The organism is Arsenicibacter sp. R0_47 (genome assembly GCF_057652235.1).
This window is the reverse complement of sequence record NZ_JBYFCJ010000022.1, coordinates 39561-54810: the sequence shown is the minus strand read 5'-3', so window position 1 is coordinate 54810 and position 15250 is coordinate 39561. Positions and strand designations below refer to the sequence as shown.

At 46.2% G+C, this 15250-nt stretch carries 17 protein-coding genes; 16 read left to right on the top strand and 1 reads right to left on the bottom strand.

What is annotated here, in order from left to right:
* Positions 1-313: 313 nt before the first annotated feature.
* The 16 genes from AC23NW_RS26345 (at position 314) to AC23NW_RS26270 (ending at position 13964) form a co-directional block, all read left to right on the top strand.
* The gene (locus tag AC23NW_RS26345; RefSeq protein WP_487453236.1) at positions 314-1015 is read left to right on the top strand and encodes a ParA family protein; all 702 of its coding nucleotides are present in this window, start codon (positions 314-316) and stop codon (positions 1013-1015) included.
* Complete coding sequence (locus AC23NW_RS26340; protein WP_487453234.1) at positions 1002-1538, top strand: hypothetical protein; 537 nt, start codon at positions 1002-1004, stop codon at positions 1536-1538. Before AC23NW_RS26345 ends, AC23NW_RS26340 begins: the two co-directional genes overlap by 14 nt.
* On the top strand, positions 1535-2557 hold the full coding sequence (locus AC23NW_RS26335) for a hypothetical protein (RefSeq protein WP_487453233.1): 1023 nt from the start codon (positions 1535-1537) through the stop codon (positions 2555-2557). Before AC23NW_RS26340 ends, AC23NW_RS26335 begins: the two co-directional genes overlap by 4 nt.
* 127 nt (positions 2558-2684) lie before the next feature.
* Positions 2685-3026 carry a DUF4134 family protein gene (locus tag AC23NW_RS26330; protein ID WP_487453231.1) on the top strand — a complete coding sequence of 114 codons (342 nt, stop codon included), beginning with the start codon at positions 2685-2687 and terminating at the stop codon, positions 3024-3026.
* Between the two features lies 1 nt (position 3027).
* Positions 3028-3321, top strand: coding sequence for a hypothetical protein (locus AC23NW_RS26325; RefSeq protein ID WP_487453229.1), 294 nt, complete (start codon positions 3028-3030; stop codon positions 3319-3321).
* Positions 3305-3733 (top strand): DUF4133 domain-containing protein, encoded by a 429-nt coding sequence (locus AC23NW_RS26320; protein ID WP_487453227.1) that lies wholly within the window; start codon positions 3305-3307, stop codon positions 3731-3733. Before AC23NW_RS26325 ends, AC23NW_RS26320 begins: the two co-directional genes overlap by 17 nt.
* On the top strand, positions 3726-6236 hold the full coding sequence (locus AC23NW_RS26315) for a TraG family conjugative transposon ATPase (RefSeq protein WP_487453226.1): 2511 nt from the start codon (positions 3726-3728) through the stop codon (positions 6234-6236). Before AC23NW_RS26320 ends, AC23NW_RS26315 begins: the two co-directional genes overlap by 8 nt.
* A gap of 26 nt (positions 6237-6262) precedes the next feature.
* Positions 6263-7306 carry a hypothetical protein gene (locus AC23NW_RS26310; protein WP_487453225.1) on the top strand — a complete coding sequence of 348 codons (1044 nt, stop codon included), beginning with the start codon at positions 6263-6265 and terminating at the stop codon, positions 7304-7306.
* Positions 7307-7309: 3 nt separating this feature from the next.
* Positions 7310-8194: a hypothetical protein gene (locus tag AC23NW_RS26305; RefSeq protein WP_487453223.1), complete on the top strand. Its 885-nt coding sequence runs from the start codon at positions 7310-7312 to the stop codon at positions 8192-8194.
* A 4-nt stretch (positions 8195-8198) separates the two neighbouring features.
* Complete coding sequence (locus AC23NW_RS26300; RefSeq protein ID WP_487453221.1) at positions 8199-9293, top strand: TraJ family protein; 1095 nt, start codon at positions 8199-8201, stop codon at positions 9291-9293.
* 13 nt (positions 9294-9306) lie between these two features.
* Positions 9307-9972 carry a conjugative transposon protein TraK gene (traK, locus tag AC23NW_RS26295; protein ID WP_487453220.1) on the top strand — a complete coding sequence of 222 codons (666 nt, stop codon included), beginning with the start codon at positions 9307-9309 and terminating at the stop codon, positions 9970-9972.
* Positions 9972-10283: a hypothetical protein gene (locus AC23NW_RS26290; protein ID WP_487453219.1), complete on the top strand. Its 312-nt coding sequence runs from the start codon at positions 9972-9974 to the stop codon at positions 10281-10283. The genes traK and AC23NW_RS26290 overlap by 1 nt, the downstream gene beginning before the upstream one ends.
* Positions 10284-10348: 65 nt before the next feature.
* On the top strand, positions 10349-11731 hold the full coding sequence (gene traM, locus AC23NW_RS26285; protein ID WP_487453217.1) for a conjugative transposon protein TraM: 1383 nt from the start codon (positions 10349-10351) through the stop codon (positions 11729-11731).
* Positions 11732-12043: 312 nt separating this feature from the next.
* Entirely contained in the window at positions 12044-12949 is a 906-nt protein-coding gene (gene traN / locus AC23NW_RS26280; RefSeq protein WP_487453215.1) for a conjugative transposon protein TraN, read from the top strand.
* 11 nt (positions 12950-12960) lie between these two features.
* Positions 12961-13551 carry a conjugal transfer protein TraO gene (locus AC23NW_RS26275; RefSeq protein WP_487453213.1) on the top strand — a complete coding sequence of 197 codons (591 nt, stop codon included), beginning with the start codon at positions 12961-12963 and terminating at the stop codon, positions 13549-13551.
* 14 nt (positions 13552-13565) lie between these two features.
* Positions 13566-13964: a hypothetical protein gene (locus tag AC23NW_RS26270; protein ID WP_487453212.1), complete on the top strand. Its 399-nt coding sequence runs from the start codon at positions 13566-13568 to the stop codon at positions 13962-13964.
* 690 nt (positions 13965-14654) lie between these two features.
* Here the strand turns inward: AC23NW_RS26270 and AC23NW_RS26265 are convergent.
* Positions 14655-15068, bottom strand: coding sequence for a hypothetical protein (locus tag AC23NW_RS26265; RefSeq protein ID WP_487453210.1), 414 nt, complete (start codon positions 15066-15068; stop codon positions 14655-14657).
* Positions 15069-15250 lie beyond the last annotated feature (182 nt).

Below are 15250 nucleotides of genomic sequence, written 5' to 3'. Positions count from 1 at the left end.
ACAGTGAATTTTGCCGTAGTGAATTTTGCCGTAATGAATTCATTAGTTAATAATCAATACATTATTAAGTATAAAGGCATTAAATAAGCGTTACATTATACTTACAAGCATATCTATATCTGATGAATGTGTTTTTAATACACATTATAAATATAAATTACATACATATTCAAATTGTATTAATACAACTTTATTGTGTATTAAAAGCATTATTTATTGTAATATTTTAATAAAAAATGAATTTTATAAAATATAATATTTGTGTTTAAGAAATAATAATCATTTTTTTGAAGAAATTTTAATATTCTGTATTATGGCAAAATTGATCAGTGTAGCTTCACAAAAGGGAGGAGCGGGTAAATCAACAGTAACCATGTTACTCGCCACCTACCTACATCACGCAGGATTTCCCGTTGGGGTTGTTGATGCAGACTTCCCCCAGCACTCTTTCATAACAGAACGACAGGGCGATCTGGAAGAAATTCAATCCAATCCTAAACTAAAAGCAAAGTTTGAGGAGTTGTCGGTTCCTCAATTTCCTATCGTTCCTAGTCCTGTTGAACGGTTATCGCAAGGGCTAAAGACAATGAAAGCCCGCACGCAGGAAGCCTTTTGGTTCGTTGATTTTCCGGGTTCGTTAAACGTCAAAGGCATGGAGCAGGTATTGCCTTTTCTTGACCTGGTCATTTTTCCTACCAGGGATGATGAAATTTCCTTTACCTCTACGATGAAAACGATTGACCTATATGAACGGTCGTGTCCGGAAGCGAAGTTCTACATGCTTTGGAATCGAATCGCCCGTTCTGAAAGTGCTTCATTTCGAAATGTGACCCAGGTTTTTTTTAAAGAGAACCGGCCAAAAATTCATATTCTGGAGAAAGTTTTCTACGAACTGGTATCTATTCGCCGATCTGCTTCGACGCTTTTTCCAAGCGATTCTGAATACGTCTGTGATCTGGTCCGCGAACTGATCAGTAAAGAACCTCAACTGTTCTCCGCCCGTGAAAAAGCCTAAGCAAACGCCTAATCTAGCGTCCATACAGGACCGTTCAGACTTCATCAATATGGATGCCTTTATAGATCATCTCCATGAACAATCCAGTTCAAACACTGACCCTGGAACAAGTGAAAAGGTAATCAATGAAGAATCGTCTATTCTTCCTCCATCCTCTGCCCCGTCGGTAAGGCAGGTATCAGCAGGGAAGTCGGTGGCCCCGGAGCGTAATGGGACAAACCGATTCAAAGCAGGTAGAGATACAAAACCATTAGGGAATGACTGGGATACATTTATCCAACGATTTTTACAGGTTCCTTCCGGTTATATCTCCACTGATAAACGGATAGCCCTCACTAAACGAGCCGATCATATACTCAATCTGCTGGTTCGTGAAGCTAATTATCTTAATACGCACGCGACAAAACAACAGATACTGGATAACCTGCTACAGTATATTTTTGATCACAATCAGGAACTGCTTTCACATATATACCATGAACAAAAAAGAAGGACCGATCAGGAAACAGGTTTTGAGCTATGAAAGATATGAGCATCCTGATGGTGATTGGGGGAGTTATTACCCTCATCTACATCAACCGGAAAAACATTCGGCTTGACTTTATCCTTCAGTTCAAAACAGGGGATGAATCCAATGAAAAAACATCTTTTGGTAAGCAGAATGCTGATACTAAAGCAACGAAGTCACATGAGAGTGAGAATTCAACCGATGTGGATATCGACCGGAAGCACGACGGTTCACTTGCTATTCCGGTCAACTTACCAGCGGAAACATCCGTTTTCGGTCTATCCAAAACGGTTTTTGAACGAAGTACGGGGAAAACAACGCAAGCTACTATCCAGCCCAACCCGGTATTACAGTTGACCCCGGAACAAGAAAAAACAGAGTCCGGCGATAGCGATTATGAAACAGAAGAAAATGAGGAGGAAGATGAAGATGACGGGGATAGGGGGTTAGAGCTGGATGGTGTTCATGAAAACCCGCACTATTCCTTACAGAATCAACTCGGCGCTCTTGTAGAGGTTCCGCCTATGCCCGATGTGCCTTTGGAGTCGAATGAATCTGATTTTTTCCGTTCGCGACCTGGCGATGATGATGTTGGGTTTAATGAAGATGCTGATCCTACGTATGAGACAGGAATATCTGTCACTAGTTACTGGAAATGTATTGAGGAAGTTCATCGTTACGCACAGGAACTAAACCGGCTCTTCCGCAAGCGACAGCGGAAGAAAGAATTAGAACTGTTAACTACTCAGTTTTTGACTGTACTTACGAAACTGGAGATGCGGTCAGATGCAAACGTCGGGTGGTTACTTGAAGATTTTATGGAACAGTTGACGCCTATTCATTCTGCGCGAGCCGAACACGTGGGGATGGCTCCGAAAGCCGGCACAGACGACCCATACGCTGCTTTTGGGAATATAGAAGAACCAAAGGATGAATACAGGGATCTCTGGCGTAATTTAAATCGTTTGGCAGCTCAACAGGAATCGGCAGAAACCGTTTCATCAGTACCAGCTGAAGACGACCCTTACAGTTAAAAGCCTTCCGGCAAATAGGCATTTCTATCTCCAAATACAAAAATTTGGAAATTATAATTGTAAATCCGTTAATTTGTATTTCATATTTCAAATATAATTTTCAATTAATTTTTAATCGTTTTCAGCTATGAAAAAACATGTTGCTACATTCTCTAAGAGCTTGGTTACTCAAATTAGTATTCTGACAATCTTCGTCCTGTTAGCTAACCATTCGGTGCAGGCCGAACCAACTGCAGGCACGCTGACGACTGCATTAGACAATACAGCTACTGCCGTCAAAGGCTATTTTGAACCGGTGAGCAAACTCATGCTTTATATGATGGCCATCGTGGGCGCAATCACAGCAGTACCTGCCTATGCGAAATTTTCAGGGGGCGATCCTGAAACACGAAAGTCGATCCAGAACTGGTTTGCAGCACTCATTTTTGCAGGGCTAGTGCTGATAACACTCCGCGCTATCTTCCTGTAGCATGAAGAAGAATATAATTTGGATAGGAGGAGCAACAATTCTCTTATTCTTACTCTTTGCAGAACCCGTCCGTGCACAGGTTAGTGCCGATACAATGGGGGTGTCAAGTCTTTACCGAAGCTTCAAGGGCATGGCCTACGGGATCTCGGCTGTTTGTCTTTGTACAGGTGCAGTCAAAGCTTATAGACGGATGATGCGAGATGGTTCCGATGGGTTACAGGGCATTTTTGCCTGGTTCACCGGAGCCTTAGTGGCTTTGGTTATACCGCCGATTGCTGATGCTCTCTTTCGTTAACCTGTTTTATTGTACCATATTCTATTATGATTTCCAGCAAAAAGTAAGTCTAATGTACCGGATATCAAAAGGCGTGGATCGCCCACCTGAAGTAATGGGTATTCGCGGGATGAAAGCCCTTGTAACAATGGCAGGTAGTGCGGTTGGCCTACTACTGCTGACAATGATTGTCATTGCCACGAACGTTGTCGGTCCGATCTGGGCATTTATGTTTTTTCTGGTGGCACTAATTTTCGTGTTTTACTACCTGGTTCAATACTCGAGCAAGTATGGTGAACGAGGTTTTGCCAAGTTTCAGGCCACCCGGCAGCTTCCAAAGCTGATCACAGTACGCAGTAGTAGTGTCTATAAACGGATGCAGGAAACAAAAAGTGTAAAACCTCATCCCATAAATGGTAAGGCTAATGGCTAAGTCAAAAGACATTCTCGATGTCTTTCCTATCTGGAAAGTGGAACGGGACTTTCTTATTTCAACGCGGGGTGAGTACACTGCCTGTTATGAATTGACATTACCTGAAATCTTCTCGCTGTCAGCCAAAGTAGAGGTGAGCGACGGGGCTCGTCTGGAAACAGGAGATTTTCGGGAAATGAACGACGTCTGGGTAAAGGCATTAAATGTGCTGCCCGTGAACACCATCATTCACAAACAGGATTTGTTTCTGGTGGAACAATACACCCCCCGGTATGAACTGCGGGATGCATTCGATAAAGCTAGTGAGCTTCACTTTAACGAACGCCCATACCTGTCCCATCGCTGTTATGTTTACATTACCAAAACCTACGGGGGGCGGCATTCTGTTACGGCTGATTTGACGACGCTGGTATCGGCACGTATTGTACCTAGAGAGCTCAGCGATCCCCGCATACAGGAAGAATTCATCAATGCATTGGGGCAGTTTGAATCGGTATTGACCTCAACCAAGAAAATCGGTTTACGACGCTTGAAAGGGAAAGACCTTGTCATGGATGAACAGACTGGAGAATTGGGGCTCATCGGTAGGTATATGAGTCTGGCCTTCACGGAGGAGGTCGTCCCACTGGCAGATATTCAGATGGACGGTGATATTTACGTGGGCAACAAAATCTGCAAGTTCTTCTCAATTGCTGATGTGGATGACATGCCTGATTTGGTCTATACCCACAATCGGAAGGAATCGCTCTGTTCTGAAAACTCGACCATTAACGTGTCGTTCGCTGCTCCAGTCTCGCTTATGTTGAATGTCGATCATGCCTACAATCAGTATGTATTTAAAACTGATAAGCATATTTCGTTTCCTGAACTCGAAAAGCGGAGTCAGAAGATGAAAGCACTTGGGAGCTTCTCGAAGATTAATGCGGTCAACGCCCGGCAGATTGACCTGTTTCTGGAAGAGGCCGCCAGCTCGGGCTTTACTCCGGTGCAGTGTCATTACAATCTGATGGTCTGGACGGAAGACAAAACGAATCTCCCATTAATTAGAAATCAGGTCAATTCTGCTATCTCACTGATGGGTGCCCGGCCCAGAGAAAATGGCACTGACGCACCCTTACTATTCTGGGCAGGTATACCCGGTGCAGCCGCAGACCTACCTTCAGAGGATCGGTTCTGGACGTTTCTGCCCCAAGCCTGTTCTATGTTCAACATGGAGTCGACGACGAACGATGACCTGAGTACCTTTGGCGTCAAGGTAACCGAAAGGCTGAGCGGTCGCCCCCTATTGGCTGATTTTTCGGATGTTCCTGTAAAGAAAGGCTGGTGCAGTAACCGTAATAAATTTATCCTGGGACCATCTGGTTCAGGCAAGTCATTTCTGACAAATCATTTTTTGCGGCAATACCACCACAGCGGTGCTCATACAGTCATTGTCGATGTGGGTGATAGTTATGAAGGTTTGTGTAACATGCTGGGAGGTTTGTATCTAACCTATAAGGAAGATGACCCCATTCGATTCAATCCCTTTTTCATTGAAGATCGAAGTGCACCCAGTATCGAAAAAAAACAGGCGATACAGGCCTTATTATTTGCACTATGGAAGAAAGAAGATGAGACGTTTACGCGGTCCGACCAAACAGCAGTGGCCCAAGCTATTTCAGGCTACTTTCATAAACTCGACAGCGACTATTCGATTATACCTAATTTTAATAGCTTCTACGAATTTCTCCTAACTGACTTCCGGGAGCTGTTAAACAAAAAGGTTGTTGATGTTCGTCTTTTCGATTTTGATGGTTTTCTGTTCAATCTGGAACCCTTCTACCGAGGTGGTCAATACGACTTTCTGTTGAACGCTGAGCGTGATATGGACCTACTTCGTGAACCGTTCATCGTCTTTGAAATGGATAATATTAAGGAGCACCCAATTCTGTTTCCAGTTGTGACCATCATTATCATGGACACGTTTATCACCAAGATGCGGCAGTTACCTAAAAGCGTGAGAAAAATAATTCTCATTGAGGAAGCGTGGAAAGCGATTATGAAACCAGAGATGGCTGAATTTATGCAGTATCTATATAAAACCGTCCGAAAATTCTTTGGGGAAGCATGGATTGTCACACAGCAACTTCGGGATATTATCGACAGTCCAATTGTCAAGGACTCTATAATTGGGAATGCCGATTGTAAAATCCTGCTGGATCAGCGAGGCTATCAAAACCAGTTTACTCAGGCACGCGAGTTTTTGGGGCTTACCGAGAAAGAGGCAAGCATGGCATTATCCCTGAACCGGGATAATGATCCAGCCTACAGGTACAAAGAGTTTTTTGTCTCATTTGGTGGTCAGCACTCAGCCGTGTATCGACTTGAAGTAAGCCGAATGGAGTATTGGGCCTTTACGACAGAGGCCCCGGAAAAAGAGCAGATTAAAAAGAAAGCGGCAAAATACGGAGGAAATGTTGTTCTGGCCATTCGGCAGCAACTGGAAGAAGAGACAGACTCGTAAGTTCAATCAATTAACTGTTACGAATCATGAAACACGTCAAACGATGGTATCGGCTCTTTCTGATAGGGCTGCTGGTATTGGCCGGTTTTGGTGCGCACGCTCAGTCGGGGGGGGAGAATCGGTTTACCCCACCGACGGTGAAAGAAGTAATCAATGATGATGGGACAAAGAAGTGGGTAGTAACATTATCCGACGGCACCCAGCAGGAAGCAACGACAGAAGAAGAACTGTCGAAGATTATGCAGGACATCGCCCGGCAGTTATACCAGAACATGCAAAGTGCGGATCTGCAGCAATTGCTGAATGTGCTCAACCAAGGCGTAAATAGCTTTATCAACGGTGTTCTGGACGGTGCCGGACTAAGTAGTCTGCTCGGAGGCTCTTATAGTATGGACCAGATTGATCAGGAACTCTCCGGAATTATCGGTGAGCAGGTCAGCTCGATTATGCAAGGGTTGACAGACCAGATTAGTGATCTGGCCAATCAACTGGTAAACTCAGCAGTTAGTGAACTCATTAAGGCATCCCCTATTGGCGAAGTTAAGTCGCTGAAAGATCTTCTGAAAGAAGGGTTTAGCAAGCAGCAACGCATCGACTACCAGCAGTACCGGGTTAACTATGAGGAAAAAAAAGCACAGACTGAATTGTCAACTGTCTTTACGGCCTATTACAGCAAACTGGATCTCAACGATGCGGTTGGGCGGGTAAACAATCGCCGGCAACTTGTCTCAACGCTGATTGCAAAACCTGCCTTCATGAACGCTGAGCGCTCCATTGTCCAACAGGCTCTCAGTCGCTATGGAAGTGTAGATGATGTCGTTGAGGAGGTAAAGACTGCCTGTAACCTCAACGGAGGCACCGTCTGGATGAGTGAAGCTGAACGGATTAAGGTTCTTGAGTATGCACAAAAAGAACTGGCAAAGCGTGACAGAAACCTCATAAAACTCTACCGGCAACTAGCAAACGCATACGTTTACCGACAACGCGATCAGGCGCGTAAGCAAGCAATAGCAGGATATTTCAACACGGGGACTGCCCTTAACCGGACTGCCCCCATAACAACGCATTAATTCATGCAAAGGATAACGACAATAGGGAAAGGGTTATGGATGATCCTGTTGGCTACCAGCACCTATGCGCAGATGCCGGCCAACCTTCGGCCAGGTCAGACACCCATGACACAGGTCACGCAGGAGATTGATCAGATTTTAATGGTCTCGGAATCCGACATTATGGAAGGAATTCGGGGATATGGTCTGAATGTTGGTGCAGCTATCAAGGAAAAGGTGATGGATGAGGTTATTAAGTCAATTGCCGAATCGTCCGTTATTTCGCCTGCAGCGGTAGCTATTTTGGAAGAATATCAGAAGAAGAAGGATGAAAAGCTGGCCACTGCCATTGATGAGGTGAAGAAGGTTGCGAAAAAAGCGATCAGTACCCAACTTAAACTGGGCTACCAAAACTATAAGGTCGACTACGAACGACAGATAGCCAATACCCGGCTTGGCATCCCCCTTCAAAATTCGCAAACCGAAGCATTCGCCCAAAAACGGATGACAGGTCTTTATGGCAATTACGCGGATGTCGTGAATGTCTTCTACAACAATGGGAACGACCACGATCTAATCCGGAGTTACGACCCCAATGCAGGGTATTACCTGATTGGAACGGCGGCCACGCTGGCAGACACCAAAACTATGGAAGCGAAACTTGTGCTCGCAAACCGGGAATACAACCGCTCTACCCGAAACGGGGGAGAAATTGCATCAATGCGTGTATATGAGCGAATGTTGCTCAAACGAGAGGTTCAGGCCGAAGCCCGTGCGCGTCAGGCGTCACTTTACCAGATGGAACAGATGACCCGGCAGATGTTGTACCGCAAACAAAAGATTCAGGCGAGGCAGCAATACCGTGCAGCCATTGGTCTTCCCCGACAGGCGTATACTCCAAACCGTTAAGACAATGATATTATTACAATTTACGGGGAGTGGTACTGTTACAGGAACATTAGAGTCGGCACTGGAGCAACTGCTGGAAGGCGTTATGAGCGATGCCGGCACGTTCATTGGCCTAGGGCAGGCTCTGGGAGGGCTAGGGTCTCTTAGCTATGTATTTTTTCGTGTTTGGGGCCATATGGCCCGCAACGAGGAAATTGACTTGTATCCATTGATGCGCCCCCTCGCTATCTCGCTGTTGCTTATTTTTTACACCAATATCTGTTCAGGGGTTATTGCGATGAATGGTCTGTTGAATGAAGGGACCAAAAGCCTGGTAACGTCAAAAGAAGTTCAGATAACAAGTTTGATGAATCAGAAAACGACCCTTCAAAAGAACCTGGCAGCACAGCAACTTCAGGATAATCTACCTCAGGATAGTGATGGAGATGGGTCGATTGGCTGGTGGGAAAAGATGGATTCGTGGGTCAATACGATGACCTCGTCCGTACTCATTGGCGGAGCGATGAGCAATGTCATGTCGGATTTACTGGACTTTTTACTGTCTAAAATCGGTGAGCTGCTGTATTTTCTGGCCAGCATGGTCCTTAAGTTCCTACAGACTTTCTTTATTGCCGTCCTGTTAATCACCGGACCGATCACGATTGGTCTCAGTGCTTTTGACTGGTTTTATCCCAGCCTTGCTTCCTGGGTAGGACGTCTGATCCATTTCATGCTCTGGATACCCCTGGCCAACCTGCTGGGGGGCATGGTAGAGAGCATTCACATTGTTATGCTTCAGGCTGACATCGCTCAACTAAAGGGCTCAACGAGCGAAGGCTCGTTTGTGGGTGACCTTGGGATGATTATTTTCTATTTTCTGGCAACAGCTGCCTATGTGGCTATTCCGAAAGCAGCCACCTACATTCTGGAGTCGAGTGGAGCAGGCCAGGCTATCAATGCTATTGGCACGGGCCTGAAAACACAGGGTGCTGCTAGCGGTGGGCTAGCGGGTACGATTGCAGGTGGTGTAGGCATTATTACTAATGCTGCAGGTGGTGTTGCTGGTGCAGCTGCTGGTACAATGACCGGCGTCGGCCAGGCCTTGACTTCTAAAGTTTAAACCTTTTACAAATATGGATGCAGGTTATTTTCGACAGTTGTCCACCCTCGACAACTCTTTTCGATTTATTCGGCTAATTATTTTTGGCACTATCCTCGGAGTACTTGGACTGTGTGGCTGGGTTGTTTATTGGGCAAACCAGAACGTTGAAGCGGCCCGGCAGCGTGTGTATGTGATGGAGAACGGGCAATCCATTATGCTGGCTTTGGCTCAGGAGCATAATATCAACCGGCCCGCAGAAGCGCGCCACCATGTACGTACATTTCTCAAGCTGCTCTTTGACCTTGAACCCGACGAAACACAGATCGAAAAATCAGTCGGTCAGGCAACCTACCTCGGCGACCGGCAATCGGTTCTTCGTCAGTATCTCGACTCTAAGGAAAAAGGCTACTACCAGCAACTCGTACAGGGAGACGTTCGGCAAAAGCTGACGATGGAGTTAGGTACAATTCAGATTGACACCAAAAGTTCACCCTACAAGTTCCGGGCAAAAGGAGTTTTAAGCCTGATTCGGGCTACATCGATTTTAACCCGTAATCTGGACGTCGAAGGATATCTGGTCGAATCCCAGCGCACCGACAACAACCCACACGGATTCATTGTAGAGCGGTTCAAGGTGATTGATAATTCGGATATCCGAACCGTCGACCGTGATCCTAATCAAACGGCAAGCTTCTAATGAAATCCTGGATGAAAAAGTCCCGTCAGCGTTTCGGGGCGAGCGTGGCTCTACTCCCGGAGCGTTTGACTGGTAAAGCAATGAGTTGGTTTATCACCCATATCAGACAATGGGAAAAACGTCCTCTCGCTCAACGCAAACGAGAGGCCATCGGGATAATGGTTGGTCTGTTGGGAATGCTCGGTGTCAACGTTTATTTAACGTTACACCGTAATTCAGACGAAGCAAAGCCAAAGAAAGCGTCGGTGGAGCAACTCTATGAAGGTGCACGGCAACGCTGGCATTCAATGCCACAGAACCGGCCCCGGTAACTAAACCTTTTACATTCAATTTCATAAATTACATGGAACTAGCAGAGAAAAAAGGACTGAAAGAGATGTTTCAGGACAAAAAATTTGTCAGTGTGGTGGCAGTGGCACTTATTGTACTGGGAGCTACGATTTATTCAATGCTCTCGGATAGCTCCACAGAGAACACGGCTGACCAAACCGATTCGACCGGAGTGAACACGACAGTCCCTCTGGCGAATGTGGACACGACAAAGCATTTGGGGAAGTTAGACTTACAATCTCAGCTAAGTGCCGACCCAACTAAAGAGCCAGGCTTTGAGCGAAGTACAGGAAGGGGGATGCAGGGAGTACCCGGCAACCTGGAGCCCTATATCTATTCCAAACGGCCCCGGGCGACAGATGCGGATCTGGCCTATGTTGATACGTCAATTTACGAACGACAACAGAGGTACAACCCGAAGCGTCCAGGTAACCGACCTATCTCCTACCGGGGCAATCCCTACAATCCTGTCGCACCTTATACCGCTCCCCCGCGAGTGAATCGGTCTGAAGGGGGGCTTCCGGATCGCTTACAGCATTCAGGAAATACAGGCCGTTCCTTTGGAAATGAGGGTATGCTGTCAGAACGGGACGCTGTGCTTAGTGAAGGGAACAGCGAGACGGGTTCCCAACCCGACCTCCAGGAGTTATCGCGCAGACAAAAAGAACTTCAGGAAAAGCAGTCACAAGCCCAACGCCTGGAAAAGCTGCTGATGGAGTATCGGCAGGATAAAGTAGAGCGGATGGCCCGTGAGAATGACAACCGTATTGTCAGGAAAGCAGATTCACCCGAATTAGTATCCAGTCTGAACACAGAAACTTCAGGAAGTAACTCCTTTTACGGCTTATACACGGAGGATGCCCGTAAAGTACAGAAACGACAATTGGAGAGTGAAGTAGGGGCAATCCGGGCTATGGTCTATGGTGACCAGGCAGTGACCAACCAAGGCCGTATTAAGATCAGGTTGCTGGAAGCTGTAACTGTTCGGGGCGTAACCCTTCCCGTCAATACAATCATCTATGGACAAGGGGCGATTACCAATGAACGGGTCAATGTTATCATTAGCAGCATCCAATATGAAAACCATTTATTTCCGGTTAACATGACTGTGTATGATATGGATGGGATGGCAGGTATTTATGTCCCCAATGTGATGGGTCTTCAGGATGTGCGTCAGGCGGCCGGCCAGAGTACGAGCGGACTGAATGTGGTAACGGGGGGGGGGCGGAATGGTCTGGCTACAGCCGGTTCAGCAGTCGTCAGTGCGGCTACCAATGGGGTACGTCAACTCGCTCAGCGAGCTTCCCAGCAAAACCGGGCTCACCTTAAGAATAATTACTATGTGCTGCTGCGTTCAGCTCCCCTTTCCGGAGGGACGGCCGGTCCATCTGTACAACTTTCCGGGACTCAAGTGTCGGGAGTACGGTAATTTTTTGCCCCGACGTATCTGAATTTCAAATAGTAAATCTGATTTTCAATTATGGAAAATTACTCTTCATTTACAGCCGCTTTTCTGACGGCACTGATCGTAATAGGTTTAGTCCAGTCTACAGTTGCCTTTGAAGTGCACCATACCTACCCTATAAGGGCGGGCCGGTACATTGAGTATCCAAATAGAGTCTCACCAGACTCTACTCCACGGGCTGTTACGTCTACAGCGCCTGTTATGTCAGTACGTCCTGAGTCAAATACGATGACAATGGGCGCTGTGCAGGTTCGGATGCCCCGGGTAACTGTTACTATGCAGGCAGAACGAGAAGGCAGTACAGAGAACCCCGGACGGGATGACACGATCCGTACACCGATGGTTCCTGAAATTCCGATTTATGAGAGCAACGTGATCGGTTCGCGGTATGTGGAGTTGCCATTCAATAAAACGGTTTCAATAATTTTTGATTCGCCCGTTCGGTCGGTGGATCTGGGATCGCGGGATATCATGGCAGACAGAGCCGATGGTGTAGAGAACGTTCTGAAGGTGAAAGCGGCAAAGATGGGCTTCAACGAAACGAATTTTTCGGTGATTACGGCCGATGGTAAGTTTCATTCGTTTGTGGCTAACTACAACGAGCAAACACCGATGCTTGCTCTGAATCTGGCTAACGCTGTGACTAAAACAGGGGACCAATTATCGATGAACGCCCGGCGTAAATACATCGACAATCAGAATCAAGAAAGTGGGTTTATTCAGTTTGAAAACGTGCGGGCTTCGCAGTCAGATGTGGTCTTTAGCTGCGCAGAAATCCTTAGGAAACGTCGTTCGGTGCGACACCTGGGCGTTCAGAAAGACCAGATGGAAGCAACCGTCCGGGGCGTTTTCGTGCGGGACAATGTGATCTATTTTAAACTGGGTATCCGTAACAAATCGAACATCCATTATGACATTGACCAAATCCGGTTCTTTGTAGTCGATGAAAACGTAACAAAGCGCACGTCAAAGCAGGAACTGGAGATGCAGCCGTTTTATGTCTATAATGATGCCATTAAGACAGTGCGTGGTGGTGGAGAAGTAGAGCGGGTCCTGGCCTTCCAGAAATTTACAATCCCTGACAACAAACGCATTCAGGTTGTACTGGGCGAGATTGACGGAGGCCGTAATCTGAGTTTTCTTGTTTCCAATACCGATATTATTCAAGCCGATATCCTGTAAGCTATTAAGCCATGCGTTATCTCGTATATTTCATCCTGACGTTGCTGATCGCAGGTTTCAGCCGTCACGCCCTCGCACAGCGGCATATTAAGGGCCAATGGGGGCTTACACCGTTTGTGGGTATCATGGATCGCTTGCCAACAGGCTCGCTTCGTGCACCTGGTCAGGGCTTTGCTGCAGGACTTGACCTGTTACGATATGTTAAAAAGGAAAGATATTGGAAAATAGGCTACCGCTACGACCGTAAGTATTATGATGCGCTGGGACAAACATTGTCTTCTGACCGCCATACACTCGTTTTAGACTTCGCTCCCTTTCAACTAACCAACAAGCACCGGTCGTTTTATTTAGTTCCTGTAGCGGGCGTTTATGGCGGCTTTGAGCGCATTAATCGAAATGTCCGTGAATTACCCGAAGGGAGGCTTCTAAATACGCCTACGGGTCTGGCCGGTGTTCAGGCGGGACTTGAAGGAGAACTATATCTTGCTGACAAAACCGCTCTGTATGCAAGTTGGCAAACACGTTATCTACCCTTTTCAAGTCTCAGCCAGTTTCGAACGTTTGGTCTGGTGGGGGTTCGTTTCACATTTTTCAATCCCTAATAATCTCCGGAAACATGAAAAACATGATTTTATTTGCCTTATCTGTGTGGCTGTGTGGGTGTGTAGATGACAGTTTACAGGTTCAGACCAATTTCCCTTTCACGATATCGGCTGACCCGCTCCCCTCTCCTGCTCCGGTTAAAATGGATATAGGTACAGATCTGGAAATCAAACCCGAACGGACAACGACGCTCGATGCATTTACCATCCGTGTAATCTCTACCACTCTACCCGCCCCGACGGTTCGCGTGGATGGGCGACCACTTGTTCCGGGTATAGCGACACCCTTACTGCGGCTGAATCCCCGTATGACTGTTGAAGTCTCTACGGCAGGCAACTATGGTTTAAAGGTTGAGGTAAGTAACAGGGAAGGTACTCGTCAAAGTCTGACTCTGAATGTACAGGCTCAGTAGAAATTCTTGTTGAGACAAGGGGTGTTGGTTGTTTACCCACACCCTTTTTTATTGCCTGAGCCAAGTAAAGATATCCTGTTCAAGTTGGCCTTATGATTCCTTTCATTCCGCTCAGTGTAGGCGCTACCATCTTCAGCGCTGCCAGACGGTAGCGCTGAAGATGGTTTACTCGTTTATGACGCCTGGTATATTTTCGTTTCGGCCCATGTCGACCTCAACCATCCCCCTCAGATTTTGTCATTATATTGGGGAATATTTGGCCGTAAAGCTTCCCTCACTATCCAGACAACGAAGCCCAGTACCGTCTCCGTCACCCACTTCATTACGATAAAAGGAATAATAAACCACATTACAGTAGAAGTTTTCTCGTTCAATACCGTTTGTATACTTCCAGGCTCCAACGGTTTCCCCTTTAAAAGATACAATAACACTTCTCTGCCTTTTCTTTTGGCAAGAAATTGATACCGTATTTTTAAATATACTCTAAGTACAACAAAGAAGAAAGCCTTTGCTTTCTTCTTTATAATTGGATGAATTTCAAAATGCACCCGAGAGATCGCGAACCTTTATCTCCTAGCAAAACTGCACCAACTCCACAAAACGGAGGTGAGCTACTTGGGGGGAGTATAGCGAACAGGCTTCATCTCCGCCGTAAGTACATACATCCGTCCTTTATCATCAATAAAGTAATCACCGGGTTGTATCCCCGTAATTTTCTTTGATGAAGTCGAGGTATCGTTGATAGCGCTCGATATATTTTTTTTCGTTCGTGGCATAACAAGTAACAATAAAAGCAAATTTTGTATCCGAGTCCGGTCTCTTAGCAACGTGGAAACAGGTGAAATAGTAGCGACCTCGGTAAAAAGAAACGGCTTCAATTTGGCCTTCGTTCCCAGGAATCACTTTCATGCTAACATTCCCCTTCATAAGTCGGTCAAGGTCAGAGAAGATCACATCGTGTTGCCTTTTAGCTGAATCAGCTTGGCTAAGGTCTTTCTGATAGTTCTCAACCAGATGATCGGCGAAGACGGTTTGAAAATAGAGTTCAGCCCGGCCAAGTGGTGTTTTAATTGTTGTGTTCTTTTTGACCAAAAGTTTTTTCATGCGTAATGTACAGTTTTTTAAGCAGGTTTCGGAGTTGTTATACTAGTCGTGGGCGTCGTTTTACTTCGGCCTTTTTTCCTACCTCTCTTTTACTGTAATTTTAATGCTTGTCCGAAATTGAATTGCTTAGGGAGTCTGACAATATGTACCAGACTCCCTAACACGATTTTAAGGTAGCTGTC